The following is a 25,986-nucleotide window of genomic DNA, read 5'->3' on the forward strand; positions in this document are numbered from 1 at the left end:
GGTCCGGCTGCTTCAGCATCGCCACAGCCGTGATCTTGTCACCCTCGAAGGTGACCTGGACCTGGACGTCGCCCTTCTCCGTGGCCACGGTCGAACCCTCCACGGTCTGCGACGCCGAAGCGGCTTCCGAAGCCGAGGCCGAAGCAGAGGGGGACGCAGTGGCGGCGGCCGCCTCGGCGTCGATCGCGGCCTGGAGCGACTCCCTGTAACCGTCGCTCGTGATGGTCGCGCCGGAAACCGTGTCGATGTCCGCACTCTGCGCGGTAAGCGTTTCCGCAATCAGCTTCGGCACCGCCGCGGTCGTCTGCGGATGGTCCGGCTGCTTCAGCATCGCCACAGCCGTGATCTTGTCACCCTCGAAGGTGACCTGGACCTGGACGTCGCCCTTCTCCGTGGCCACGGTCGAACCGGTGAAGGTGGTCGATCCCGAGGTGCCCGAGGAGGACGTGGAGGAGGACACGGACGGCGTCGAGGCGGCCTCGGTGGTGGAGGTCGTACCGGTCGACGGCGCGTAGCGCCAGACCGGGATCAGACCTGCCACGGACAGGACCAGGACAGGTATTACTCGCTTCACGGTGCTTTCCTCGTATCTCTCATCCCGCCAGGCTGAAGCGCTCGAAGTGGATCTGCGGCTTCGGCACGTCCAGCTCGCGCAGGGTGCCGAGGACCGCGTTCATCATCGGCGGCGGCCCGCACAGGAAGACGTCCCGCTCCGCGATGTCCGGTACGAGCGCGACGAGTTCACGCGGCGCCAGCCGGTCCGGCACCGGCGGTCCGGTGACCAGGTGCAGCTCGGCGCCCTTGGTCAGGGCGAGTTCGCGCAGCTCGTCGTAGAGCACGGCATCCCGCTCCCCGGCCACCCGGTAGATGACCACCGCATGCCCGTGGATCTCCTCGAGGAGCGCCCTGATCGGGGTGACACCGACGCCGCCGGCGATGAGCAGGGCCTCGGGCCGGGTGCGGTGCATGGCGGTGAAGGCTCCGTAGGGGCCCTCGGCGAAGACGCGGGTGCCGGGCTCGAGGTGGCGCAGTCCGGCGGAGCCGTCGCCGGCCGCCTTCGCGGTGAGGCGCAGCCGGGTGCCGTCGGGCGCGGCCGAGAGGGAGAAGGGGTTCGCCTGCCACCAGCGGTCCTTGGTCAGGAACCGCCACAGGAAGAACTGGCCGGCCCGGGCGGGCAGCCGGTCCAGGTCACGGCCGGTGATGTAAACGCTTACGACGTTGTCCGCCTCGGGGACGACGGCCTCGACGCGCAACTGGTGGCGCCAGTTCCGCCACAGCGGCAGGACCAGCCGGCCCAGGAGCACCGAGCCGAGGGCGACGCCCCACACGGCGTACCAGTACGCCTTCGCGGCGGACGACGCGGTGAAGGTCGTACCGACCGCAACCTGGTGCGTGAAGGCCAGCACCACGGCGACGTACGTGTACAGGTGGATGAAGTGCCAGGTCTCGTAGGCGAGGCGCCGGCGGGCCCAGCGGCCGGATGCGCCGCCGACGACCAGGATCAACACCATCGCGACGGCGGCACGCAGCACGCCCTCGACGGTCTCGGCGAGGTCGACGAGCTGGCTCACCGGGTTCATCGACGAGGAGTCGGCGTAGCCGAAGGTGATGAACACCACATGGCCGACCAGCGTCCACAACAGGCTGAAACCGGTCCACCGATGCCAGTTGGTCAGCCGGTCCATGCCGATGCGACGGTCGAGCCAGGGCAGTCGGGCCACCAGCAGCAGTTGGAACGCCATCAGCAGGGCGCTGTACAGGCCGGCGAAGCGGCCGATGACGACGAGCGCGTTGGAGGCGAAGCCCGCCTGGACGGCGAAGAGGGTCACGACGGCCGCGTTCGCGGCGAGCACGGCGTACAGGCCGGTGCGGGCCACTACTTTCGGACGTATCGCCGTGGGGGGTACGGGAGGCGATTGGACGGTCGTCACGGACGGAAGCTCCTAGATCGGGTCCTCAGAACACAGAGCTTGTCCGTGCTTCGCTGTCGTTTTCCTGTCGTGCAACTTTCAAGATCTTATCGATTAGCGCGCGCGTGAGACGCGGGTCTGGCGCTGCGGGGCATGTGGCGCACTATGAGCGGGTGGAAAAAGTACGACTCCTCGTCGTGGACGACGACCCGCCGATCGCCGATCTCGTGGCGACGGTCGCCCGCTACGAAGGCTGGGACGCGGTCACCGCCAACTCGGGTGCGGAGGCGCTGCGCCGCGCCGCCGACTTCCACCCCGACATCGTGGTGCTCGACCTGATGCTGCCCGACATCGACGGTTTCGGCGTGCTCGACCGGCTGCGGCACACGGGGACGATGGTGCCGGTGGTGTTCCTGACGGCGCGCGACGGGGTCGCCGACCGGGTCGCGGGGCTGACCCGGGGCGGGGACGACTATCTGGTGAAACCGTTTGCCGTGGAGGAGCTGATGGCCCGGCTGCGGACCGTGCTGCGGCGCAGCGCCGGTCCCGGTGTCCAGCGCTCCGTGCTGCGGGTCGCCGACCTCACCATGGACGAGGACACCCGGGAGGTCCGGCGCGGCGGAAGACTGCTGACGCTGACCCCCACCGAGTACGAGGTGCTGCGCTATCTGATGCGTAAGTCACCGACCGTGCTCACCAAGGCGCAGATCCTCGACCATGTGTGGGAATACGGTTTCGGCGGCCGTTCCAACGTCGTCGAACTGGTCGTCAGCCGACTGCGCCGCAAGCTCGACACGACGGGCGACGACCCGTTGATCCAGACGGTACGCGGTTTCGGATACGTGATCCGGCAGGCGGCCGAGTGATCGGCCGCTTCTGGCACGCGTACCGCAGACTGCGGCTCGGCACCCGGCTGGCGCTCGGCCTGGGCGCGCTGTCGCTCGTCGTGTTCGCGGTGGTCGGCGCCACGCTGACCATGTACATGCGCGACTACCTGAATCATCAGCTACGCGACCAGATCAAGCTGGTCCAGGTCGTGCAGTCCAAGGACGCCAAGGCGCACGGCATCGTTGAACGCAAGCCGTACTACGGCTGGTACACGGCCGTGTACGACGTCTCGGCGGGCTCGGCCGTACTGCGCAAGCCCGCCGACGTGCCCTCGGACGCCACCGCGCTCACCGCCCTCGCCCGCCGGATGGAGGATGTCGACGCCGAGGTCACCCGCACGGTACGGATCGACGGCGAGGGCACGTATCTGCTGCGCGCCTGCGAGGTCTCACCCGGCGTGGTACTGGTCAGCGCCGCGCCGACGGAGGACATCGACGGCACCGTGCGCCAACTGATCACCATGCAGGTGGTCGCCTTCGGCCTCGCCCTGCTCGCGCTCGTGGTGTTCGGCCGACGGATGCTGAAACACGGGCTGAAACCGTTGAGCGACATGGCGCACACCGCGCACGGCATCGCCTCGCACGACCTGACCGAGTCGGCGTCCCGACTCCACCTGCGCGCGGACGCCCCCGGCGGCGGCCCGGAGGTCGAGGAGCTGCGCACCGCCTTCAACACGATGTTGCAGCACATCGACGACTCCCTCGCCGTACGGGCGGAGGCCGAACAGCGCCTGCGCCGCTTCGTCGCCGACGCCTCGCACGAACTGCGCACGCCCCTGATGTCGGTACGCGGTTACGCGGACCTTTTCCAGTACGCGGCCGCCAACGCGCCCGAGGAACGGGACAAACACCTGGCCCGGCTGCGTGCCGAGGCCGCCCGGATGGGCGTCCTGCTCGACGATCTCCTGCTGCTCGCCCGCCTGGACGCGGCCGAGGTGGAGACGCCCCTGCGGATGGAGAACGCCGACCTGGTGGAGCTGGTCGAGCAGGCGGCCGACGCGTTCCGCGCGAGCCACCCCGGCCATCCGCTGACGGTGTCCGCCGGCCCGGCGGCCGTACCGCTGCGGATGGACCCGCACCGCATCCGCCAGGTCCTGGACAACCTCCTCACCAACGCGGCTGTGCACACCCCGGCCGGCACCGCGGTCTGCGTCGAGGTCGCCGTCTCGCCGGACACGGCACGCGTCCACGTCACCGACAAGGGCCCCGGGATCCCGCCCGCCGACCGCGACCGCGTCTTCGACCGGTTCTACCGCGTCGACAAGGCCCGCAGCCGTGACCGCGGCGGCAGCGGCCTCGGCCTGTCGGTCGCCCGGTCCCTCGTGCGGGCACACGGCGGCTCGCTGGAACTGGGCGACGTGAAGGGAGCCACGGTGTTCACGGTGACGCTGCCGCGGGGACCTGCCACGGCCGTGCGGGCCGCCGTAGACCGGTAACGCGGTATCGCAGTAACGCAGTAACGCAGTAACGCAGTAACGCAGTAACGCGAAGGAACAGTGATCCGGGAGATCTGCACACGCCCCGGCCCTGGCCGCTGGGCCCACGCCTGCGCCTGCGCCCGCAACCGCAACCGCAACCGCAACCGCAACGATCATTCCTTGTGGACAAACCCCGCACGCGAGTTGGTCTCCGTCTCCGGAAAGCCGAGCAGCTCTTTCGGCGCGGCGCGGTGGGAACAACTTTCCGTCGCCCCCGAGGGCGGCGACGATCGCATCGCGCGGGAGGGGCCGACCGTACTGCGGGCCGGTGAACCTCGGAACATGCCCGGGATGAACCCCGGGGGGTACGGGCAGAAATCACACAGCCTCACCGCGCTACCCCCCGCCTCACGGCACCTCCGCACCCCGCCGCACCGCACCCCGCCTCACGGCGCCAGCCGCCGGCACCCCGCCTCACCGCACTGCGGTCGCCCTTCGGCCCGCACTCCGTCGGCTTACGGACACCGCACCGTCACACCGGAGGGGAACGACATCCCCGTCCCCTCCCCAGGCCCGATCCGTCGCGCCGCCGCGCGCGGTCACGACGCGGAAGGACGACGTGCGCCGTGTCCCTGCTGCCCCTCGACGATCCCGCGTCCCCACCCCCGCCTCAGTCCCCGCTCGCGGAAGACCGCCGCCGCCCGCTGGCCGCCACCGCCACCCGCCGGGTCATCGGCCTGTCCCCGATCCTGCTGCTCGCGGTGTGGGCGGCGGTCGACTGGCATGCCGTGCGGAACGGCACCGCCCTGCTGGCCGCCGCCGACCCCTGGTGGCTGCTGGTCGGCCTCCTCTTCACCTACCTGGGCTCGGTCGCCGCGGCCTGCGTCCGCCAGGGGGCGATCCCGGACCGGTTGCCACCGGGTCTGCTGGTGGCCTCCCAGATCGCCGCGGGCGCGGCGAACCACATACTGCCCGCGAGTATCGGCGCCCACGCGGTCACGGTCCGCTTCCTGCAGCGCCAAGGCGTCGCCCTCCCCCGCGCCACCGCCTCGATCGCGCTGTACTCCCTGGTCAGGGCCGTGGCGAAGACACCCGTTGTGCTGATCTTCCTGTTTGCCGCGCCCAGCGCCGTACCCCCTGCCAGGCTCCTCCCGGAGGGACGGACGCTGTTGCTGGCCGCCGCGGGCCTTCTGCTGGCCCCCGCGGCGACCGCGGCGCTGCTCGTCCTCGTACGGCCGCTGCGGCGCCCCGCCCTGGACTTCGTCCGTACGGCCCTCACCGACGCCCGGCATCTGCACACCCGTCCCGCCCGCTTCCTCCCTCTGTGGGGCGGGGCGGCCGCGGCGCCGCTGATCCAGGCGAGCGTGGTGGCCTCGGTGGGAACGGCGCTGGGCCTGCCTCTCTCCTGGCCGCAGCTGCTCTTCGCGTTCCTGGCGGCGAGCACCGCGGCCGGCGCCGTCCCCGCACCCGGCGGCATCGGCCCGGTCGACGCGGCCCTGGTCCTCACTCTGGCCGGCTACGGCACCCCGCTGCCCCTCGCCACGGCGACGGTCATCGGCTACCGGGTCCTGACGGTGTGGCTGCCCCTGCTGCCCGGAATGCTGGTGCTTTCGGCGTTGGTACAGCGGAAGCAGCTGTGAGCTCGTGGGCCTCCCCGTCGGCTCTCGCCGTCACCCCCGCCCTGCCGTGCCCTGCCCTGCCGTCAGCCCCGCCCTGCCCTCGGCCCCGCCCTCGGCCCTGCCGTCAGCCCTCGCTGTCGGCCGCCATGCGCAGCGAGATGCTGTTGATGCAGTACCGCTGGTCGGTCGGGGTCCCGTACCCCTCGCCCGCGAACACGTGTCCGAGGTGCGAACCGCACCGGGCGCACCGCACCTCGGTGCGCAGCATCCCGTGCGAGCGGTCCTCGATCAGCTCCACGGCGTCGGTGTCCTTCGGGTCGAAGAAGGACGGCCAGCCGCAATGGGAGTCGAACTTGGTCTCGGAGGTGAACAGTTCGGCACCGCAGGCGCGACAGGAGTAGACCCCCTCGGCCTTGGTGTCGGTGTACTCACCGGTGAACGCGGGCTCGGTGGCGGCCTGCCGCAGGACGGCGTACTCGGCCGGGGTCAGCTCCGTCCGCCACTGCTCGTCCGGCTTCTCGACGTCGTACGACATGAGCCTCAGCCCCTTTACTGGGAAAGACGGTCCAGAATGCGCGGGCCCAGGTCCGTCACGTCGCCCGCGCCCATGGTGAGAACGAGATCACCCGCCTTCGCCATTCCCGCCACGACCTCCGGTGCCAGGTCCTTGTCGTGCACCGCGGTCACGTCCGCGCCGGCCGCCCGGGCCGCGTCGATGATCAGCTCGCTGGTCACGCCCGGGATCGGGTCCTCGCGGGCGGGGTAGATGTCGAGGACGACGGAGGCGTCCGCGAGGGCCAGGGACCGGCCCATCTCCCGGCCGAGTTCCTGGGTCCTGGAGAACAGGTGCGGCTGGAAGAGGACGAGGATGCGGGCGTCGCCGACCGCCGCGCGCATCGCCTCGAGGTCGGCCGTCATCTCCGTCGGGTGGTGGGCGTAGGAGTCGATGACCTGGACGCCCGCCTCCTCGCCCTTGAGCTGGAGCCGGCGCTTGACGCCCGTGTACGCGGCCAGGGCGGGGGCCAGTTCCGCGGCCGGGACGCCCAGGGCGGCGCCCGCGGCCAGCGCGGCGACGGCGTTGTGCGCGTAGTGGCGGCCGGGCACGGAGACCGTGAAGGTGAGCTGCTGCCCGTCGAGCAGCACGGTCACCTCGCTCTTCAGCCCCTGGGGGACGACGGACAGCACGCGCACGTCGGCATCCTCGGCCTCCCCGTACGTCACCACCCGCACGCCCTCGACCCGCCGGGTCAGCTCCCGCGCGCCCTCGTGGTCGGCGGTGATCACCAGGGTGCCGCCGGGCACGATCTTCTGGGCGAAGGTCTCGAAGGACGCGTAGATCTCGTCCATGGAGGCGTAGTTCGCGTGGTGGTCCAGCTCGACGTTGAGGACGATGGCGACCTCGGGCGCGTACTTGTGGAAGCTGCGGTCCGACTCGTCCGCCTCGGCGACGAAGATCTCGCCCTCGCCGTGCAGCGCGTTGGAGCCGGGCGCGTCCAGGTCGCCGCCGATCGCGTACGAGGGGTTGAGTCCCAGCTCGGACAGCGACACCGCCAGCATGGACGTGGTGGTCGTCTTGCCGTGGGTGCCGGCGACGGCGATCGGACGCGTCCCGTCCATCAGCCGAGCGAGCGCGTCCGAGCGGTGGACCACCGGGATCCCCAGCTCGGCCGCGCGGGCCAGCTCCGGGTTGTCCGCGCGGATGGCCGACGACACGACGACGCAGCTGGCGTCGTCGGCCAGGTGATCGGCGGCATGGCCGATGTGCACGGTCGCCCCGAGCGCCCGCAGCGCCGCGGCGGTCTCGGACTCCTTGGCGTCGCTGCCGGCCACCTTCGCGCCGCGCTGGGCAAGGATCTTCGCGATCCCCGACATCCCCGCCCCACCGATGCCGATGAAGTGCGGTCGGTCCATGGCGGTAGGAAGGCCGGGTGCCATGCGTGTTCTCCCAGGGTGCGCTACGACGGTTCGGTGCGCCCCCACCCTATTGCGCGGGGCGCACGGCACCCACTCAGGGGCGCGGGACCGTATCGATGTACGACCGCGCCGCGCGGGCGCGAGCGGCCACCGCGCACCGGCACCTGCACCTGCACCCGCACATCACTGGGGCCCGTTCACGCCTTGCTGTGCGAGAAGAGTTTCAGTACCGGCACGCCCACCTTGTGCCGAGCGCGAGAGGCCCAGTCGCGGTGGAAGAACTCCTCGACGTAGTGGGGGTCGGTCAGCACGATCACCTCGTCCGCCCCCACCTCCGCCACCAGGGACTTCAGCGCGTCCAGCGGATGGTCCGCGACGAGGCGTCCCACCGCGTCGTGGCCCGCCGCGTGCAGGGCGTGCAGGGACACCTCCAGGGCCCGTACGCCGAATCCCTTCGCCTCGTCCCCCTCGGGCGTCTCGCCCTCCCGGGCAGCCTCGTCCAGTTCGCCGAGTGCCACGTCGTCGATGGCCCGCAGCAAGCGGTCCGCCTGGTCGCCGCGCGGCTGGAGCAGCACGTGGAAGGTGACCGGCTCGTCCCCGTGCAAGGTGCTGACGAACTCCACGTCGGCGGACGTCAGGGCCTTCTCGATCATCAAAACGCTTGTGAACACCAGCGCCCCATTCTCCTTCGAGGACCCCCGTGGCCCTCTCTCCTCCGTGGGCCGTTCGCGGCCCTGCGGAAACCATCCTTCCCCGTATGCGCACGGGGACTGCGAGATTCAGTGTGCCCGCCGGACACTAAACGGAACGGTTGATTCCGTCCTTTCGGGACCGGCGGTGGCGATCGAACTCCTATCCGGCATCGCGCCGCTGATACCTGCTGAACAGGAAACCCTCCTCCTCCAGGAGGGACACCAGTGCGAACCGCCGCGGAACGGCGACGGAAGGGCCGCCCGCGATCCGCTGCGCGTCGCCGACGGCGAGCATCGGGGAGACGGTCAGACAGAGCTCGTCGAGCACCCCGGCGGCCACGAACTGACCCAGCAGCCGGGGCCCGCCCTCCGTCAGCAGCCGGGCGTGCCCGAGCTCGGCGAGCGCCCGTACGGCCCGGCCCGGCTCCACACCCGTGCCGTCACCGGCGATCACCACGCGCGCGCCCGCCTTCTCCGCGGCCGCGATCCTGTCGGGGGCCGCCGCGGCGCCCGTCAGGATCAGGGTGGGGACCAGCGGCGAGGTGAAGAGCGGGAGCGAGAAGTCCAGGTCGAGGCCGGCGGTGACCACCGCGACGGCCGGCGCGGGACCCTGCCCGGCCGCCTCGCGCCGCTCGGCGAACTCGGCACGCGCGCGTGCGGGACGGTACCCCTCCAGACGTACCGTTTCCGCGCCCACGACCACCACGTCCGCGAGCCCGCGCAGTGTGCCGAAGATCCGCATGTCGGTGGCGGTGGAGATGGGCTGGGAGCGCCCGTCGTGCTGGGCGGCGCCGTCGAGCGTGGACACCATGTTGGCCCGCAGCCAGGGCCCCGGCTCACCGGATCCGGGCCCGGGGTACGCGTAGGCGTCGGCGAGCTCGTCGAGGCTCCACTCATGGTCCTCTGCCGCGCCACCCCCCTCGCCACCGCCCTCGCCGGGGGCCCCGGGCGGCCTGCCGCCGGAGTCGGTCGTCACTGTCTGGTCGGTCACAGGGAACAGCCGTCGCATGCCAGGCAGTCTGGCACGCCCCGTAGCATGGGGAACCGTGTCGTCCTCCTCCTCCGCCCCCGGCCTCAGCCCGATAGCCGACGCGGCCCCGGTGTCCCTCTGCACCCGTCAGCCGCACGTCCCCGCGGACCGGCTGGTCGCCGAGATGGTGCCGCCGCCCCGTTTCGACTCGGTCCGTTTCAGCACCTATGTCCCGGATCCGAACCAGCCCAGCCAGACCGAGGCGGTCGGCGTCCTGGAGGGGTTCGCGACCGGACTCGGCGGAGCGCACGCCACGGGCGGCGCCAGGCGGGGGTTCCTCGGCTTCGGCAGGCCCAAGGCGCCCAAGGTCCCCGCCGGGCCGCGCGGCGTCTACCTGGACGGCGGCTACGGCGTCGGCAAGACCCACCTGCTGGCGTCCCTGTGGCACGCCACCCCGGCGGAGCCCGCCCTCAAGGCCTTCGGCACCTTCGTCGAGCTGACCAACCTGGTCGGCGCCCTCGGCTTCCAGCAGACGGTACGGACCCTCTCCGGGCACCGACTGCTGTGCATCGACGAGTTCGAGCTGGACGACCCGGGCGACACCGTCCTCGTCTCGACGCTGCTCGGCAAGCTGGTCGAGGCGGGCGTCGCGCTCGCCGCCACCTCCAACACCCTCCCGGGCAAGCTCGGCGAGGGCCGGTTCGCGTCCGCCGACTTCCTGCGCGAGATCCAGGGCCTGTCCGCGCACTTCCGCGCGCTGCGCATCGACGGCGAGGACTACCGCCACCGCGGTCTGCCCGAGGCTCCGGCGCCCTGCTCGGACGAACAGGTGACGAAGGCGGCGTACGCCACCGGGGGCGCGTCGCTCGACGACTTCCCGCGTCTGCTGGAGCACCTCGCCAAGGTCCACCCGAGCCGTTACGGCGCGCTGACGGATGGCCTGAAGGCGGTCTGCCTCACCGACGTGGGGGCGGTGCCCGACCAGTCCACGGCTCTTCGACTGGTGGTCCTGGCCGACCGGCTCTACGACCGCGAGGTCCCGGTCCTGGCCTCCGGGCTCCCCTTCGACCGGTTGTTCAGCGAGGAGATGCTGAACGGCGGCTACCGCAAGAAGTACTTCCGCGCGATCTCCCGGCTCACCGCGCTGGCCCGCGACGCCAAGCGGCTCGTCGAGCCCCATTAAACGATCTTGGCCTTGAGGTCAAGAGGCAGTTCGCGCCAAGAAAACCTCCCTTTTGAGGCGCACTTCATCTCGCAACGTCGAGTTAACCCTGCAAACAACTTTGCAGGGTTAACGTGTTTCTTGACCAGTGATTGACCAACCGTTGGTCTGGACTAGACACGCGAACCGGCCGAAGGGGGGCGCATGTTCCGAGGTAAGACGTCCCGGACCGTCATCTCGATCCTCGCCGCCGTCCTGCTCGCCCTCCCGTTCTTCGCGCCCACGTCATCCTTCACACACGCGCACACGGTGCGTCAGGCCGAGGCCAAGACCCAGGCCGAAACCAAACTCGCCGGCAAAGCGATGCGCGACGAGATCGCCACGTTCCGCGACTGCGACCGCTCCGGCGGCCCCGCCGACCCCGACCCCCTGCGCACCCGCGACCGCCACCGCGCCACCACCTCCGCCCCTGCCGCCTCGACACCCCAGGAGCCCGAGCGCGCGCTGCTGGCGCAGGATCCCGCGGCCGCGCGTCAGCCGCCCCGGCCCGGCGACCCCTATCACCGCTCGTCGAGATCCTCGGCGGCCCACTCTCCGGCGGCCCTGCAGGTCTTCCGCTGCTGAGAGAGCAGAGCAGAACAGCAGTTCCCCCACCTGTCCTGTGTCCTGCACATCCGACGCGCCCCCACGGCGCGCCAGGAGGAGTCACCACGTCATGCAGCCCCTCATCGACAACGCCCGTACGTTCGGACAGCGCCCTGAGGAGTTCGCCAAACTCGCGGATGGCCAGTCCCCCCAGGTCCTGTTCATCACGTGCTCCGACTCGCGGGTCGTTCCCGCCCTGATCACGGGCGCCCGTCCCGGCGAGCTCTTCGAGCTGCGCACCGCGGGCAACATCGTGCCCCCCTACGTCTCCGACCGCCCCACCGGCGAGGCGGCCACCATCGAGTACGCCGTGGAGGTGCTCGGCGTCCAGGACGTCGTCGTCTGCGGCCACTCCCACTGCGGTGCCGTCGGCGCTCTGGTGCGCGGCGACGACCTCGACGGCGTCCCCGCCGTACGCGACTGGCTCGCGCACGCCGCGGACGAACCGGGGACCGCCGACCCCGACGACCCGACGGTCATGCGGGCGGTGCAGAACCACGTACTCGCCCAGTTGCTGCGGCTGCGCTCCTACCCGTGCGTGGAGAAGCGGCTGGCCGACGGCCGGCTGCGGGTGCGCGGCTGGTACTACGAGGTGCACACCGGCGCCGTACGCGAACACCGCGTGGCCACCGACGGCTTCGAAGCCCTGTGAGCGCCGCGATGAACCAGAAGCCCGCCGGGCGAATATCCCGGTTCCCCCACCTGAAGCAGGACTTCGCCGCCTCTCTCGTCGTCTTCCTGGTCGCGCTGCCGCTGTGTGTGGGCGTGGCCGTGGCCTCCGGCGTGCCGGCCGAGCTGGGGCTCGTCACCGGCATCGTCGGCGGCCTCGTCACCGGTCTCCTGAGGGGCAGTTCCCTCCAGGTGTCCGGTCCGGCGGCCGGACTGACCGTGCTGGTCTTCGAGGCGGTGCAGGAGTTCGGCCTGCCCGCCCTCGGAGTGATCGTCCTCGCCACGGGCGTCCTCCAACTCGCCATGGGCGCCCTGAAGCTGGGCCGCTACTTCCGGGCCATCTCCGTCTCGGTCGTCGAGGGCATGCTGGCCGGAATCGGCCTGGTGCTGATCGCCGGTCAGCTGTATGCGGCGGCGGGCACCAAGGCGCCGGCGTCCGGCCTCGACAAGATCGCCGGACTGCCCGGGGCCCTCGTGGACGCGGCCGGCAGCACCTCCTCACTGGCCTCGCTCGCGATCGGCGCCGGCACCATCGCGGTGCTCGTGTTGTGGAAGCGGTTGCCGGCGAAGGTGCGTACGGTGCCCGGCCCGCTCGCCGCGGTGGGCCTGGCGACGCTCACCGCCCTGCTGCTGAACCTGCCCGTGGCCACGGTCGAGGTGCAGGGCCTGCTCGGTTCCGTCCAGCCTCCTTCACTGAGCTCCTTCGGCGAACTGGCGCACGTCGGCCTGCTGGGCACGATCGTCGCCTTCACCCTGATCGCGTCCGCCGAGTCGCTGTTCAGCGCGGCGGCGGTGGACCGGCTGCACGACGGTCCGCGCACCGAGTACGACAAGGAGCTGATGGCGCAGGGCGCGGGCAACGCGATCTGCGGGGCGCTCGGCGCGCTGCCGATGACCGCGGTGATCGTGCGCAGCGCGGCCAACGTGCAGGCGGGCGCCCGAACGAAGGCGTCGCGCGTCCTGCACGGCGTGTGGCTGCTGCTGTTCGCGGCCCTGCTGCCGAACGTGCTGGCGTACATACCCATCCCGGCGCTGGCCGGCATCCTCGTGCACGCGGGCGCCAAGCTCGTACCCGTGCGGGCGGTCGTGGGTCTGTGGCGCGAGCACCGCGGCGAGGCGCTGATCCTGGTCGTCACCGCCGTGTCGATCGTCGCGGTCAGCATGTTCGAGGGCGTTCTCATCGGTCTCGCACTGGCCGTCGCCAAGACGGCCTGGGAGGCCTCGCACCTCAGGCTGGAGGTCGTCGACAAGGGCGCGGGACCCGTCCAGGCGTACCTGTCGGGCAACGCGACGTTCCTGCGGCTGCCGAAGATCCTCGACAGCCTGGAGGCCCTTCCGCAGGACCGCCCCGTCGAGCTGGACCTCTCCGGGCTGCACCACCTCGACCACGCCTGCCGTACCGCGCTGGAGACCTGGGCCGAACGGCACAGCGCGGCCGGTACGGAACCGGTGAAGGTCACGGAACCGGTGACGGCCCTGTAGTCCGCCCCCTCGCTGTCCGGTCCGGGACTCGGGGCGTGGCCCCGGGCCGGACGGCGGGCATATCGTTACAGGGCGGACAGAAACGCTCTCACGGGCCTCTTGCCGAGGAGGTCGTCATGCTCCAGGAGCTACTGGGCGCGGCCGCGGCGGTAGCCGCCGGAGGCCTCGTGTACGTCGGGGCGGCGGCGCGGGTCGTCAAGCAGTACGAGCGCGGGGTGGTCCTGCGGCTCGGGCGGCTGCGCGGCGAGGTCCGCCCGCCGGGGTTCACCCTGGTCGTCCCGGCCGTGGACCGGTTGCACAAGGTCAACATGCAGATCGTGACCATGCCCATTCCGGCCCAGGAGGGCATCAGCCGCGACAACGTGACCGTGCGGGTCGACGCCGTCGTGTACTTCCGGGTGGTGGACGCGGCGGCCGCGATCATCAACGTCGAGGACTACCGCTTCGCCGTCTCGCAGATGGCACAGACCTCGCTGCGGTCCATCATCGGCAAGAGCGAGCTGGACGACCTGCTGTCCAACCGGGAGAAGCTCAACGAGGGCCTGGAGTTGATGATCGACAGCCCCGCCATCGGCTGGGGCGTGCAGATCGACCGGGTAGAGATCAAGGACGTGTCCCTGCCGGACACGATGAAGCGCTCGATGGCGCGGCAGGCCGAGGCCGACCGGGAGCGGCGGGCCCGGATCATCAACGCCGACGCCGAGCTCCAGGCGTCGAAGAAGCTCGCCGAGGCGGCGAAGGAGATGTCCGAGCAGCCCGCCGCGCTCCAGCTGCGGCTGCTCCAGACGGTGGTGGCGGTCGCCGCCGAGAAGAACTCCACCCTCGTCCTGCCGTTCCCGGTGGAGCTGCTGCGTTTCCTGGAAAAGGCCCAGCAACCGCTTCCACAAAATCCACCACAAAATCCACAGCAACAGGCACAGCAACAGATACAGCAACAGCCGGCGCAACAACCGCCCCCGCCGCCTCCACCGCCGCCCTCCCCGACGGATATGGACGAGTGACACGAGCTACGCGCGTGGTTCCGGAGGCGCACTCCGGGTGATAGACACAGCGGGATCACAGTTCCTGTCCGCCAGCAGGAAGGTTTCCCCATGTCTGCGACACGACGTCAGATCCTCGCCGGTACCGGTGCCCTGGGAGTGGGCGCGAGCATCGCGTTCACCGGCGCCCTCTCCGACCTCTTCGCGGGCACCGCCGCCGCGCAGAACCTCGGCCGCGACGGCTACGGCCCCCTCGTACCCGACGCGGACGGCCTGCTCGACCTCCCCGCGGGCTTCCGCTACCGGGTCCTCTCCCGCGAGGGCGACCCGCTGCGCTCCGGCGAGGGTCCGGTGCCCTCGAACCACGACGGCATGACGGCCCTGCCCGGCCGGGGCGGTCGCGTCCACCTGGTCCGCAACCACGAGAACCGCCCCACGGCGAAGTTCCCCGTCCCCACGATCGAAGGCCTGACCTACGACCCGGCGGGCAAGGGCGGCTGTACGGCCCTGACTCTGGACTCCCGGAACAAGGTGCTCTCCGAGCGGGTGGCCATCGCCGGTACGGCCGTCAACTGCGCGGGCGGGCCCACTCCGTGGCACACCTGGCTGACCTGCGAGGAGACCGAGGACAGAGCCGGCACAAACGGTTACACAAAGGATCACGGCTTCATCTTCGAGGTCGACCCGGCCGACCCGCGCCGCAGCGGGGCCGTCCCACTGACCGCGATGGGCCGCTTCCAGCACGAGGCGATCGCCGTCGACCCGCGTCTCGGAATCGTTTACGAAACCGAGGACGCGTTTTTGGAGCCGTTCGGCCTTTTCTACCGCTTTCTGCCGAAGAAACCGCTCGGCGGGGCGGGCTCGCTGCGCGCAGGCGGCCGTCTCCAGGCGATGCGCGTCCCCGGCGTCCCGGACCTGTCCTCGATCCAGGACACGGGCGCCACCTTCGACGGCATCGAGTGGGTCGACGTACCGGACCCGCTCGCCGTCGAAACCCCGGTCCGCCTCCAGGACTTCGGCCCGAAGGGCATCACGCACGCCCAGAAACTCGAGGGCTGTTACTGGGGCGGGCACTGCGTGTACTTCGTGTCGTCGTTCGCACACGGCTCGGACGGCTCGGCGGCCGACCACTTCGGCCAGATCTGGCGCTACGACCCGAAGCTCCGCCGCCTCACCCTCGTCATCGTCTTCGGCCCGGACACGGACGTCCAGCTCCCGGGCGAGTCTCCGGACAACATCTGCCTCGCGCCCAGCGGCGGCCTGATGGTCTGCGAGGACGGCAACGGCGCCCAGCACGTCTTCGGCGTGACCAGGGCCGGCGAGGTGTACGCGATGGCGCGGGGCCGCCAGAACATCGGAACACCCCAGGCCCCCGAGTGGGGCGAGTTCGCCGGTGTCACCTTCTCCCCCGACGGCGACACGATGTACGTGAACTGCTACACCCCGGGGACGACCTTCGCCGTCACGGGGCCCTGGCGGCGCTAGCGCCGCCAGGCGGGTCACGTGACTTTCCGACCGGCGCCAGGCCGGTTTCCGGGAGGGGCCCCGCCGACGCGGGGCCCGGACCGGCGTCCGGTGGGCAACTCGGCCCGCTCGACCCCGCCGGTGGAACGGCACGGGAACCGTCGGCGCGCGGGACGTTCCGTGTCCCGCCTGCCTGGCACTGCCCGGGCGAACGAGAGCCCGGGCGGGTGACACGACCAGAGGCGCGGTCATGTATCGCCACAAACACCAGCACAGCCCTCATAACTTCATACGATGATCCCTCCCGTACGCCGCTTCGCCGCCCTCTGTGCCCTCGGGGCCGCGCTCGCTCCCCTCACCGCCTGCGGCACCCCTCAGGAACCACACACCCCGCGTCCGGCCGCCCCCGCGCACGCTTCCATCGCCCCCACCCGGCCCCCCACCCTGGCCCCCGGTCCGGCCGGCCTCACCCCCGTCTTCAGCAATGCGCCCCGCACCGCCGACAAGACGGTCGCCCTCACCTTCGACGCCGACATGACCGCCGACCAGGGAGCCCGCGCGGCGGCCGGCGAGCACTTCGACAACCCGGGGCTGATCGCGGCACTGCGGGCGCTGAAGGTGCCGGCCACCGTGTTCATGACCGGCCGCTGGGCCGAGGAGTACCCGGACCAGGCCCGCTCCCTCGGCCGCGACCCCCGCTTCGAGATCGCCAATCACTCCTACAGCCACTACGCCTTCACCGACGACTGCTACGGCCTGCCGACCGTCGCCGAGGACAGGATGCGCGCGGACGTGGAGCGGGCGTACACGGCGTTCCGCAAGGCCGGGGTGCCGGACGCGATGCCGTACTTCCGTTTCCCCGGCGGCTGCTACGACCGGCGGGCGCTGCGCGCCGTGAGCGGCATGGGAGTGACCGCGGTGCAGTGGGACGTGGTGAGCGGGGACGCGTTCGCGACCGACGCGGACGCGGTGGCCCGGCAGGTGCTGGAAGGGGTCCGGCCCGGCTCCGTCGTCGTCATGCACTGCACGCGCAGCGCCGCCCCGACGACCGAGCGGGCGGTACGGACCGTCGTGCCGGAGCTGCGCCGTCAGGGGTACCGGTTCGTGAAGGTGTCCGAGCTGATCGGAGCGGCGAGCGGACGGCGGTGAACCCCGCACGCCCCACACGTGCACGCCCCCGCACGCCCCGTACGCCCGGTACGCCCCGCACGCAGACCGGCCTCGATTCGTACGTCGTAATCGCTTACGTACGCTGGAGACATGAGCGACGACAGTGACCGGGAGTACTGCCTGATCGACGCGACCACACCGCCCAGGGCCGAAGGGCCGCCGTACGCAGAGTGCGTGCTGTGCCGGAAGCCGACGGAGTATGCGGAGTCGTACAAGGGGATCACGCTGTGCCCGGTGTGCGAGTGGCAGGAGGCGCAGCGGACCGCGTGCTCGGGGTAACCGCTTGCCCCGAGCCGCCGAGCGCGGGCAAGCAACCGGGCACGGGCACGCGCCAGGCAACCGGTTCCCCGGCAAGGTAACAAGTAACCGGTTGCCGACGGGTGGCTGTGGTGGTGGCGGGTGGCCGTGGTGGTGGCGGGTGGCTAGAGCAGTGGCGGGTGGCTACCGGCCGGACACTGATTCGTCAGCGCTTACCGGCGCGCGATCGTCTCTCCGATGCGTAATCGGTTACCCGGTCATCAGCGCACGCCGGTTCGCTTGCTGAGCCGTAATCGGTTACCACCGGACATCGCCGGCGCGCGATCGTCTATTGATACGTAATCGCTTTCCCCGACCTCTTCCCCCTGCTCACGGCGCTCGGCGTGACGTGAGCGCGCACGCGACGGCCGTCGCCGCGGTGCCCAGCAGGGCTGCCGCGGCCACGGGCAGGAGCGGCATGTGGACGGTCGCCGAGTGGGAGCCGCCGACCAGGTCGCTCACCGCCGCCTGCGCCGGGGAACCGGTTACCACCAGCGCCAGCAGGGCCGCCAGCAGCAGTGCGGGGACCGCGCGGCCGGGCGAGCGCAGCACGGGCCAGGCGGTGAGCGCGCCGACGGCCGCGCCGAGCAGGGCGCAGGTCAGGACGGCGAGGAGTCCGGCGCCGGCGGCCTCCAGGACGGGAACACGCTTGTGGTGGTCGCTGCCGACCGGGTCGCTGATGAGCGTGACCGTCACAGTCGCCGTCGTACCGAGCACGACGGCGGTGGTCAACGCGACCAGGACACAGGCCAGGTGCGCCCGACCGGGCCCGACCGCCGCCGCGACGACGGTGCGGGCGGCCGGGGGCTCGTTGGTGACGCAGATCCGCACCAGCCAGGCGGCCACGGGCAGCAGGAACGCGGCCGTGTAGCCGAGCGAGTCCAGCAGCGGCTGGCCTCCCTGCACGCCGATGCCCAGGAAGACGGCGTAGAGGAGGAACGGGGGCAACCAGCGCTGTGAGCGCAGGAGCAGAGCGGCCTGATAGCGCAGGAGGGCGGTCATCGGCGCGGGCTCCCGTCCTGACGGACGCTCACCACGTGCCACGGCGGGCGGGCGGTCAGCAGGACGCGGAGCAGTACGTCGGAGTGGGAGGCGGGGACGGTGAGCCGGTGGGTGCGGTCGGCCGTCTCCTCGGTGACGGTGGCCAGCCGGAGCGCCTCCGGTGGGAGCGAGGCGGTCGGGCCGTGCACCTCGATGGTCATGTGGGGACCGTCGGGCACGGTGGTCGGCTCCGCCGCGGTCCGGCGGTGGAGGGTGCCGTCGCGGACGGTGTACTCGGCGTCCGCCCGCCCGGCGAGGCGGCGGGGGTCGTGGTCGACGAGGACGACGGCCGCTCCGGCGGCCGTCCGCTCGGCGACGGCACGTTCGAGTTCGGCGCGCGCGTCGGTGTCGAGTCCGGTCCAGGCTTCGTCCAGGATCAGCAACTCCGGTTCGGCGAGGAGTGCTTGCGCCACGGCGACCTTCTGGCTGCTGCCCTTGGAAAGGCGGCTCATCGGGGTGTGGGCGTGTGCGGTGGCGCCGAAGCGGTCCAGCCAGTCGCCCGCGGCACGTTCGGCCGCCGTACGGGACAGGCCGTGGACCGCGCCGAGATGGGTGAGGTAGCCGAGGGCGGTGAAGGGGAGGGCGGCGGGGAAACGTTCGGGAACGTAGGCGGTGCGGGGAGCGCCTGTGACCCTGCCCTCGGTCGGGGCGTCGATGCGGGCGAGCAGGCGCAGCAGGGTGGACTTCCCGGTTCCGTTGGGGCCCTCGATGCGGGTGAGGGCGGCGGGAGCCGGGTTCAGATGCACGTCGCGTAGCACCCAGGGGCCGCTAACGCCGTAGCGGCGGCCCACGGCCTCCAGCCGTAGCTCGCGTGGCATGCGGACCGTCCTTTCACCGCGGATGCATGGATCTTCCACCTGGCAGACTGGAGGACGTGACCAGTGATCCGGCCGTTCCCGGCGACAGCCCGTTCCGCTCCGAGCCTTCGATACGGGACGAGGCTCCGCAGTTCGTCCTGCCGTTGGTGGTCCGTATCGAGCGTGCCGACCCGCCGGCGCGCACGGATGCGCTGGAGACGGCCGCGCGCGCCGTGCTGACCCTGCTCGCCGACGAGCGGGCGCTGGGCGACGGCGAGTGGTCGGCGGCCGTGCGTGACTGGCAGGACGCCCGGATCCGCAAGGTGGTGCGGCGGGCGCGGGGCGCCGAGTGGCGGCGGGCGGAGGCGCTGCCCGGCATCACGGTCACGGGCAAGGCGGCGGAAGTAAGGGTTTTCCCGCCCGTTCCGCTGGACGGCTGGCCCAAGGACCTGGCGAAGCTCCAGGTTTCCGGAACCGATCTCGAGGACCCGGAGCCGCCGGTCGACATCGATCCGACGGCTCCGGTGATCTGGCAGAACCCCGAGGTCGGCATGTCCGCGGGCAAGGCGATGGCGCAGGCCGGGCACGGCGCGCAGCTCGCCTGGTGGGAGCTGTCGGACGAGGAGCGGACCATGTGGCGCGAGGCGGGTTTTCCGCTCGCCGTGCGGACCGCTGAGCCGCGACGGTGGCGTGAGCTGACGGAGAGCGGACTGCCGCTGGTGCGGGACGCGGGGTTCACCGAGATCGCGCCGGGCAGTTGCACGGTGGTCGCGGACCACCCGGCCCTGCGGACCGTCGGCTAGCCCCGGGCCTCCTGCCCCTGCCCCTGCCCCTGCCCCTGCCCCCGCAGTCTGACGCCTGACGCCTCGCCTGACGCCTCGCCTGACACCTGACGCCTCGCCTGACACCTGACGTCTCGCCTGACGCCTGACGCCGCCGCGGCCTCCCCAGCCCTGTGGCCCGAACCTCAAATGTTGCTCTGAAGGAGGGCGGCGGGCGGTTCGGGAGGCGGTGGCGGGGCCATACCACCGTCACCACGCAGGGGGCACGTAGGAGGCGGGGACCATGAGGCGACTGGGGACGGGGATCGGCTGGCGGCCGGAGATAGCGGACGCCGTGGAGCGCATGCCGGGCATCGACTGGGTCGAGGCCGTCGCCGAGAACGTGTGTCCCGGGCATCTGCCCGACTCGCTGCTACGGCTGCGCGAGCGCGGGGTCACCGTGATCCCGCACGGCGTCTCGCTCGGACTGGGCGATGCGGAGCGGCCCGACGCGGGACGGCTGGCCGCGCTCGCCGAGCGGGCCGAGGCACTGGGTTCGCCGCTTGTCACCGAGCACATCGCGTTCGTCCGCGCGGGCGGCCACCTGACGGCGTCCCCGCGGCTCGAGGCCGGGCATCTGCTGCCCGTGCCACGCACCCGTGACGCCCTCGACGTGCTGTGCGAGAACGTGCGCATCGCGCAGGACGCGCTGCCCGTGCCGCTCGCCGTCGAGAACATCGCCGCGCTCATCGCATGGCCGGGCGAGGAGATGACCGAGGGACAGTTCCTGTACGAGCTGGCCGACCGCACCGGCGTACGGCTGCTCATCGACGTGGCCAACCTGCACACCAACCACGTCAACCGGGGCGAGGACCCCGCCAAGGCGCTCGCCGAACTGCCCCTGGAGGCCATCGCCTACGTCCATGTCGCGGGCGGTTTCGAGCGGGACGGCGTCTGGCACGACAGCCACGCCCACCCGGTACCGCGGCCGGTCCTCGACATCCTCACCGACCTCGCGTCCCGGGTGTCGCCGCCGGGGGTGCTGCTGGAGCGGGACGAGAACTTCCCCGAGCCTGCGGAGCTGGAGCGGGAGTTGGGCACGATCAGGGCAGCAGTCGAGGCCGGCGGGCAGGAGGGTGCCGTCGCACGAGCTCGTGCGAGCGCGAGGTCGCACGACGCGACGGAGACAGGACCGGGGGCTGGGGCTGGGGCTGGGGCTGAGACCGGGCCCGGGCCCGAGGCCGGGGCCGGTGGCGAATCCGCCCCGCGCGCCCCGGAGCCGGCTCCGACCGCCCTCGGCGAGGCCACGCGTCGGCGCCTCGGTCTCGCGCAGGCCTCCCTGCTGTCCGCACTGGTCGCGGGGACACCGGTCCCCGAGGGCTTCGACCGGGTGCGCCTCGGCGTACAGTCCCGGGCGCTGGCGGCGAAGCGGGCGGATGTGGTGGCGAAGGTGGCCCCGGAACTGCCGCTGATTCTCGGAAGCGGTTACCGCACCGCGTTCCTCGCGTACGCCCAAGGGCATCCGATGCACGGCGGCTACCGGCAGGATGCTCTCGACTTCGCCGAGGCGACGCTCCTGGGCGGACGGCTGGCGGGGGGCCGGGCCCGTCGTGAACTGCGCCGCTGGTGGCTGGACCGCTCGGGCCCCGACCCGAGGCCGAAGTCACGGCTGGGGCAGGTGGGACGGGTAGGGCGGACGTTGATACGGCGGTGAGAGATCCGGGCCCGTGGGCCGCCCGAATGTGCCGGGGTTAACACCCCGCCACCCGCGACGCGCACCGTAACCGTTCCCTCGCCGTTTCCACACTGTTTCTCCCGCTTTGGAGCCTCTTCCGGTCCTCACGTTTCGCCCGTGATGCTCCCGTTGTAACCGTTTGCCCCCGTATGGCAGTTGGCAGTGCAGGCGCAGTAACATGCCAGCCAGTCCCGCAACCGAAAGCGCACTAGCGTGCAGTGCCGCGAGCAGGAGGCACCCATGCGGCCGCGACCCCCCATCCAGGGCAGAGGCATCTTCAGCGGCACCGGGCTCATCATCACGGGCCTGGCGGCGACCCTCGCGGCGCTGGTCTTCCCGATCTGGTCGTACGCCGACCGGTCGGGCACCGCAGTGGACGTGCTGAACGCGCAGACGGTGTCGACGCAGTACGGGCCGTTGTCCGCGCTGGACCGGGAGTTCGTCACGAAGGTCCGGCTGGCGGGGCTGTGGGAGCTGCCCGCCGGCCGGCAGGCGCAGACGAAGGGCACGACCGAGGCCGTACGGACGGCGGGCAGGCACCTGGTCGAGGGGCACACCTTCCTGGACGAGCGGGCGCGCACCGTCGCCTCCCGACTGGGCCTCGCGCTGCCGAACGAGCCCAACGACCAGCAGAAGGGCTGGCTGAGCGAGCTCGACGCGGCGCAGGGCGAGCAGTACGACTGGAAGTTCGCCAACATCCTGCGTCTCGCGCACGGCCGGGTGTTCTCCGTCGTCGCCCAGGTGCGGGCCAGTACCCGCAACTCGCTGGTGCGCGAGCTCGCCGACGACGCCAACACCACCGTGCTGGACCACATCAAGATCCTGGAGGCCACCGGGTTCGTCGACTTCGACGCCCTCGCCCGGGACATGGCCGCCGGCAGCACGCCGCCGATCACCCGCTCCCCGGGCCCGCCGGGTCCGACGGCCGACCCCGGGTCGGCCGTGCCGGTGGCGCCGTCGCCGTATCCCACCTACACGCTCCCCCCGGCCGCGACCAGCCCGCCACCCGGCAGCTGACGTCCGCGAAGGCAAGCGGAACGTCACATATCCACAACGCTCGGTCCGGATGGTGGAGAGGGCATGGCGTTTCTCGGGGCACATGGCATAGAAACGCGGCATGGTCTGGGTGCTTCTCCTGGTGCTGGCATGGGCCGTCGCGGGTGCGGCGTGCACACGGCTGTGCCTGGCCGCCGTAAGGGCGGCGGCCGTCGACGAGAGCGCGGGCCAGGGGCATGATCTGACGCTCTACGAGGCGGCCTTCCTGTCCGGCGGCCCGCGCAGGGTCGCCGACCTGACCATGGTCTCCATGGCGCGGCAGCGGCGGCTGGTGCTCGCCCGTACCGGCTGGGCAACCGTCGTGGACCCGCGCGGGCGCGACGAGATGGAGCGGTCGGTCATAGGGGCCATCGGGCCCGAGGGACAGTCCCTCATCGCCCCGGCGCGGGCGGCGGCCGCTGCCGCGGACGCGGTGGGCGGCCTGGCCGACCGGCTGGTCCGCGCCGGTCTCGCGGTGCCCGACGGGGCCCGTACGACAGTCGCGGCCGGGGTGCGTCAGGTGCGGGTCGCCGCCGTGGCCGTCCTCGCGCTGGGCGTCACCGCACTGCTGGTCCCCGCCACCCCGGACATGCCCCGCAACCTCGTCGCGCTCTGGTTCGCACTGCCCCTGGCACTCACGCTGAGCTGTCTCGCCACAGCGCGGGTGGAGGTGCATCCGTACTCGCGGTGGGCCTCCCCGGCCGGGCAGCGGCTGCTGGGCGCGCTGGCCCGGCGGGCCGGCCGCCCGGGGGACGACCGCACGTACCTGACCTCCGTCGCCGTACGCGGGATCCGCGCGGTGGGCGAGCCGGACCTGCGGGCGGCCTTCGCTCATCGTGAGCAGTAGGGCCGGGACTGAGGCAGGGCGCGCTCGACCACCGGGGGGGCGCACAAGGGGCATTGGCGCCGACACCCGCCGATGGTGCTTGCCTTCACCCACGGTCGAACCAACCATCCCTTGTGTCGCCGCCGTGCACCGAAGGGACACCCGATGAGAGCCGCCGCCCTCCACTCGGCCGCAGGAGCCCTCCTCCTGACCGCCCTCTCCGCCGTCCCGGCGGGCGGCGCCCCGAACGCCGGCAAACTGTCCGGCTCGGCCGGTGTCGCGCCGGCCGCCGCGCGGGCCGCGGCGAAGGGCGTCGACTTCGGGAACTGCTCGGACGCGCAGGACCTGCCCGGCAGCATGCAGTGCGGCACCGTCTCCGTCCCGCTCGACTACGCGGCCCCGAACGGCAAGCAGATCGAGCTCACCGTCAGCCGGGTGCGGGCCACCCACCGGGACCCGCACAACAGCAAGCGCCGGGTGCCCCGGCAGGGCGCGCTGGTCTTCAACCCGGGCGGCCCCGGCGGCTCGGGCCTGTACTTCCCGCTGATCGGACTGCTGCCGGAGTGGAAGCGGATCGGGGCGGCCTACGACCTCGTCGGCTACGACCCGCGCGGGGTCGGCCGTTCGGCGCCGCTGTCCTGCCAGGATCCCAAGCGCTTCTTCAAGGGCCCCGCCCCCGCCCCGGACCACCCCTCGGAGTCGTACAAGCGGGAGCGCATCGCGCAGGCGAAGGCGTACGCGCAGGGCTGTGCGAAGCGGGCGGGCAGCGCACTGCGGCACTACAACTCGCTCAACAACGCCCGCGACCTGGACGTGCTGCGCGCCGCGCTCGGCGAGGAGCGGCTGACGTTCATGGGGGCGTCGTACGGCACCTACTTCGGGGGGGTCTACGCGACGCTGTTCCCCTCCCACGTGCGGCGGATGGTGTTCGACGCGGCCGTGAACCCGGACCCGGCGCAGATCTGGTACCGCAACAACCTCGACCAGTCGGCGGCGTTCGAGAGCCGCTGGACGGACTTCCGGGAGTGGGTCGCGAAGCACGACGACGTGTACGGCCTGGGCGGCACGGCGGAGGCGGTGCTGAACAGCTACGAACGGGCGCGCGCCATGCTGGCCGCGGAGCCGGCCGGCGGGAAGGTGGGGCCGGGACAGCTCCAGGGCGCGTTCCTCCAGGCCGGGTACTACGACGACTACTGGCCCGCCCGGGCGCAGGCGCTGTCGGAGTATCTGAAGGGCGATCCGAAGCAGTTGATCGCGCAGGCCGGTCCGGTGCGGGAGGCCGCCGCGGAGGCGGAGAACGCCAACGCCGTGTACACGGCCGTGGAGTGCAACGACGCGTCCTGGCCGACGGACTGGAGGGTGTGGGACCGCGACAACACGCGGCTGGCGCGCGTCGCGCCGTTCGAGACGTGGGACAACGTGTGGGCGAACCTGCCGTGCGCGTACTGGCCGGCGCCCCGGCAGCAGCCGGTCGACGTGCGGAGCGGTCCGGGCGAGCTGCCGCCGACGCTGATCCTGGCCTCCGAACGGGACGCCGCCGCGCCCTACGCCGGGGCGCTGGAGATGCACCGGCGGCTGACGGGCTCGGTGCTGGTGACCGAGCGGGACGCCGGCACGCACGGCATCGCGGGCGGCCCGAACCGGTGTGTCAACGGCCACCTGGAGGCGTACCTGCTGGAAGGCCGCCTCCCGGTGCGGCGCGCGGCATGCGCACCGCACCCGGAACCCGAGCCGGCGGTCGCCCCCGCGGAGCGCGCCGCCCGGCCGGGGAGCTGATCAGGCGAGGCCCGCGACCAGCTCCGTGAGGTCCTTGCGACGGCCCGTGTAGAACGGGACCTCCTCGCGGACGTGCATGCGGGCCTCCGAGGCGCGCAGGTGGCGCATGAGGTCGACGATGCGGTACAGCTCGTCGGCCTCGAAGGCCAGGAGCCACTCGTAGTCGCCCAGCGAGAACGAGGCGACGGTGTTGGCGCGGACGTCCGGGTAGCCGCGGGCCATCTTGCCGTGGTCGGCGAGCATGCGGCGACGGTCCTCGTCGGGCAGCAGGTACCAGTCGTAGGAGCGCACGAAGGGGTAGACGCTCACGTAGTTGCGGGGCGTCTCGTCGGCGAGGAACGCCGGGATGTGCGAGCGGTTGAACTCGGCGGGGCGGTGCAGCGCCATGTTCGACCAGACCGGCTCCAGGGCGCGGCCCAGCCGGGTGCGGCGGAAGAGGTTGTACGCCTCCTGGAGCTGGTCGGCGGTCTCGGCGTGCCACCAGATCATGACGTCGGCGTCGGCACGCAGGCCGGACACGTCGTACGTGCCGCGGATCGTCACGTCCTTGGCGGCGAGCTGGTCGAACAGCTCCTGGACCTCGTCGGCGTAGCCCGCGCGGTCCTCGGGGAGCACGTCCTTCAGCTTGAAGACGGACCACAGCGTGTAGCGGATGACCTCGTTGAGGTCCTTGGCCAGCTTGCCCTTGTTCGGGACCCTGCCGGACTCGGTGGTGGGGGCGTCGTCACTCATGGCT

The 25,986-nt window shown here is 71.8% G+C and carries 25 protein-coding genes; 16 read left to right on the forward strand and 9 right to left on the reverse strand.

Going from position 1 to position 25,986, the window contains the following annotated elements; all coding sequences use genetic code 11:
* The coding region (locus ACFWBD_RS37465; protein WP_385677412.1) for an FMN-binding protein at positions 1-574 on the reverse strand (574 nt) is incomplete at its 3' end.
* Between the two features lie 19 nt (positions 575-593).
* Positions 594-1,931, reverse strand: a complete 1,338-nt coding sequence (locus ACFWBD_RS37470) for a ferric reductase-like transmembrane domain-containing protein (RefSeq protein WP_385677322.1) — start codon at positions 1,929-1,931, stop codon at positions 594-596.
* Between the two features lie 152 nt (positions 1,932-2,083).
* On the opposite strand from ACFWBD_RS37470, the gene ACFWBD_RS37475 reads away from it, so the two are divergent.
* The 3 genes from ACFWBD_RS37475 (at position 2,084) to ACFWBD_RS37485 (ending at position 5,855) form a co-directional block, all read left to right on the forward strand.
* The gene (locus ACFWBD_RS37475) at positions 2,084-2,776 is read left to right on the forward strand and encodes a response regulator transcription factor (protein ID WP_385677325.1); all 693 of its coding nucleotides are present in this window, start codon (positions 2,084-2,086) and stop codon (positions 2,774-2,776) included.
* Positions 2,773-4,233: a sensor histidine kinase gene (locus ACFWBD_RS37480; protein ID WP_385677328.1), complete on the forward strand. Its 1,461-nt coding sequence runs from the start codon at positions 2,773-2,775 to the stop codon at positions 4,231-4,233. Before ACFWBD_RS37475 ends, ACFWBD_RS37480 begins: the two co-directional genes overlap by 4 nt.
* Before the next feature lie 608 nt (positions 4,234-4,841).
* The gene (locus tag ACFWBD_RS37485; protein WP_385677331.1) at positions 4,842-5,855 is read left to right on the forward strand and encodes a YbhN family protein; all 1,014 of its coding nucleotides are present in this window, start codon (positions 4,842-4,844) and stop codon (positions 5,853-5,855) included.
* Positions 5,856-5,958: 103 nt separating this feature from the next.
* Here the strand turns inward: ACFWBD_RS37485 and msrB are convergent, their stop codons facing one another.
* From msrB to ACFWBD_RS37505, 4 genes are all read right to left on the reverse strand, one after another.
* Positions 5,959-6,369, reverse strand: coding sequence for a peptide-methionine (R)-S-oxide reductase MsrB (msrB, locus tag ACFWBD_RS37490; protein ID WP_385677334.1), 411 nt, complete (start codon positions 6,367-6,369; stop codon positions 5,959-5,961).
* 14 nt (positions 6,370-6,383) lie between these two features.
* Positions 6,384-7,769, reverse strand: a complete 1,386-nt coding sequence (murC, locus tag ACFWBD_RS37495; protein WP_385677336.1) for a UDP-N-acetylmuramate--L-alanine ligase — start codon at positions 7,767-7,769, stop codon at positions 6,384-6,386.
* A 176-nt stretch (positions 7,770-7,945) separates the two neighbouring features.
* Positions 7,946-8,419: an indole-3-glycerol phosphate synthase gene (locus ACFWBD_RS37500; RefSeq protein WP_385677339.1), complete on the reverse strand. Its 474-nt coding sequence runs from the start codon at positions 8,417-8,419 to the stop codon at positions 7,946-7,948.
* Between the two features lie 181 nt (positions 8,420-8,600).
* Complete coding sequence (locus ACFWBD_RS37505) at positions 8,601-9,449, reverse strand: pyrimidine reductase family protein (protein WP_385677342.1); 849 nt, start codon at positions 9,447-9,449, stop codon at positions 8,601-8,603.
* Between the two features lie 37 nt (positions 9,450-9,486).
* Between ACFWBD_RS37505 and zapE the strand changes: the two genes are divergently transcribed.
* From zapE to ACFWBD_RS37545, 8 genes are all read left to right on the forward strand, one after another.
* Entirely contained in the window at positions 9,487-10,593 is a 1,107-nt protein-coding gene (gene zapE / locus ACFWBD_RS37510; RefSeq protein ID WP_385677345.1) for a cell division protein ZapE, read from the forward strand.
* Positions 10,594-10,776: 183 nt separating this feature from the next.
* A complete protein-coding gene (locus ACFWBD_RS37515) occupies positions 10,777-11,196 on the forward strand; it encodes a hypothetical protein (protein WP_385677348.1) in 420 nt (139 codons plus the stop codon).
* A 91-nt stretch (positions 11,197-11,287) separates the two neighbouring features.
* A complete protein-coding gene (locus ACFWBD_RS37520) occupies positions 11,288-11,869 on the forward strand; it encodes a carbonic anhydrase (RefSeq protein ID WP_385677351.1) in 582 nt (193 codons plus the stop codon).
* 8 nt (positions 11,870-11,877) lie between these two features.
* Positions 11,878-13,368 carry a SulP family inorganic anion transporter gene (locus tag ACFWBD_RS37525; RefSeq protein ID WP_385677354.1) on the forward strand — a complete coding sequence of 497 codons (1,491 nt, stop codon included), beginning with the start codon at positions 11,878-11,880 and terminating at the stop codon, positions 13,366-13,368.
* 116 nt (positions 13,369-13,484) lie between these two features.
* Positions 13,485-14,369 carry a slipin family protein gene (locus tag ACFWBD_RS37530; protein ID WP_385677357.1) on the forward strand — a complete coding sequence of 295 codons (885 nt, stop codon included), beginning with the start codon at positions 13,485-13,487 and terminating at the stop codon, positions 14,367-14,369.
* 90 nt (positions 14,370-14,459) lie between these two features.
* Positions 14,460-15,833 carry a PhoX family protein gene (locus ACFWBD_RS37535; RefSeq protein WP_385677360.1) on the forward strand — a complete coding sequence of 458 codons (1,374 nt, stop codon included), beginning with the start codon at positions 14,460-14,462 and terminating at the stop codon, positions 15,831-15,833.
* Positions 15,834-16,106: 273 nt separating this feature from the next.
* On the forward strand, positions 16,107-16,961 hold the full coding sequence (locus ACFWBD_RS37540) for a polysaccharide deacetylase family protein (protein WP_385677363.1): 855 nt from the start codon (positions 16,107-16,109) through the stop codon (positions 16,959-16,961).
* Between the two features lie 111 nt (positions 16,962-17,072).
* Complete coding sequence (locus ACFWBD_RS37545) at positions 17,073-17,261, forward strand: hypothetical protein (RefSeq protein WP_385677366.1); 189 nt, start codon at positions 17,073-17,075, stop codon at positions 17,259-17,261.
* A 348-nt stretch (positions 17,262-17,609) separates the two neighbouring features.
* Here ACFWBD_RS37545 and ACFWBD_RS37550 read toward each other — a convergent pair whose 3' ends face one another.
* Together ACFWBD_RS37550 and ACFWBD_RS37555 are read right to left on the reverse strand one after the other, a co-directional pair.
* A complete protein-coding gene (locus ACFWBD_RS37550) occupies positions 17,610-18,281 on the reverse strand; it encodes an ABC transporter (RefSeq protein ID WP_385677369.1) in 672 nt (223 codons plus the stop codon).
* Positions 18,278-19,138 carry an ATP-binding cassette domain-containing protein gene (locus tag ACFWBD_RS37555; protein WP_385677372.1) on the reverse strand — a complete coding sequence of 287 codons (861 nt, stop codon included), beginning with the start codon at positions 19,136-19,138 and terminating at the stop codon, positions 18,278-18,280. The genes ACFWBD_RS37550 and ACFWBD_RS37555 overlap by 4 nt, the downstream gene beginning before the upstream one ends.
* A 26-nt stretch (positions 19,139-19,164) precedes the next feature.
* Between ACFWBD_RS37555 and ACFWBD_RS37560 the strand changes: the two genes are divergently transcribed.
* The 5 genes from ACFWBD_RS37560 to ACFWBD_RS37580 all read left to right on the forward strand — a co-directional run bounded on the left by ACFWBD_RS37560 (position 19,165) and on the right by ACFWBD_RS37580 (position 25,250).
* Complete coding sequence (locus ACFWBD_RS37560; RefSeq protein ID WP_385677375.1) at positions 19,165-19,920, forward strand: peptidyl-tRNA hydrolase; 756 nt, start codon at positions 19,165-19,167, stop codon at positions 19,918-19,920.
* Between the two features lie 262 nt (positions 19,921-20,182).
* Complete coding sequence (locus ACFWBD_RS37565; protein WP_385677378.1) at positions 20,183-21,592, forward strand: DUF692 domain-containing protein; 1,410 nt, start codon at positions 20,183-20,185, stop codon at positions 21,590-21,592.
* 261 nt (positions 21,593-21,853) lie between these two features.
* Positions 21,854-22,630, forward strand: a complete 777-nt coding sequence (locus ACFWBD_RS37570) for a DUF4142 domain-containing protein (protein ID WP_385677381.1) — start codon at positions 21,854-21,856, stop codon at positions 22,628-22,630.
* Between the two features lie 100 nt (positions 22,631-22,730).
* Complete coding sequence (locus ACFWBD_RS37575) at positions 22,731-23,495, forward strand: TIGR04222 domain-containing membrane protein (protein ID WP_385677384.1); 765 nt, start codon at positions 22,731-22,733, stop codon at positions 23,493-23,495.
* Positions 23,496-23,639: 144 nt separating this feature from the next.
* Entirely contained in the window at positions 23,640-25,250 is a 1,611-nt protein-coding gene (locus ACFWBD_RS37580; protein WP_385677387.1) for an alpha/beta hydrolase, read from the forward strand.
* Here the strand turns inward: ACFWBD_RS37580 and hemQ are convergent, their stop codons facing one another.
* Positions 25,251-25,982, reverse strand: a complete 732-nt coding sequence (gene hemQ, locus ACFWBD_RS37585; RefSeq protein ID WP_307165903.1) for a hydrogen peroxide-dependent heme synthase — start codon at positions 25,980-25,982, stop codon at positions 25,251-25,253. It lies immediately after the preceding gene.
* Between the last annotated feature and the right edge of the window lie 4 nt (positions 25,983-25,986).

It is taken from the genome of Streptomyces sp. NPDC060002 (assembly GCF_042737245.1).
GTDB lineage: Bacteria > Actinomycetota > Actinomycetes > Streptomycetales > Streptomycetaceae > Streptomyces.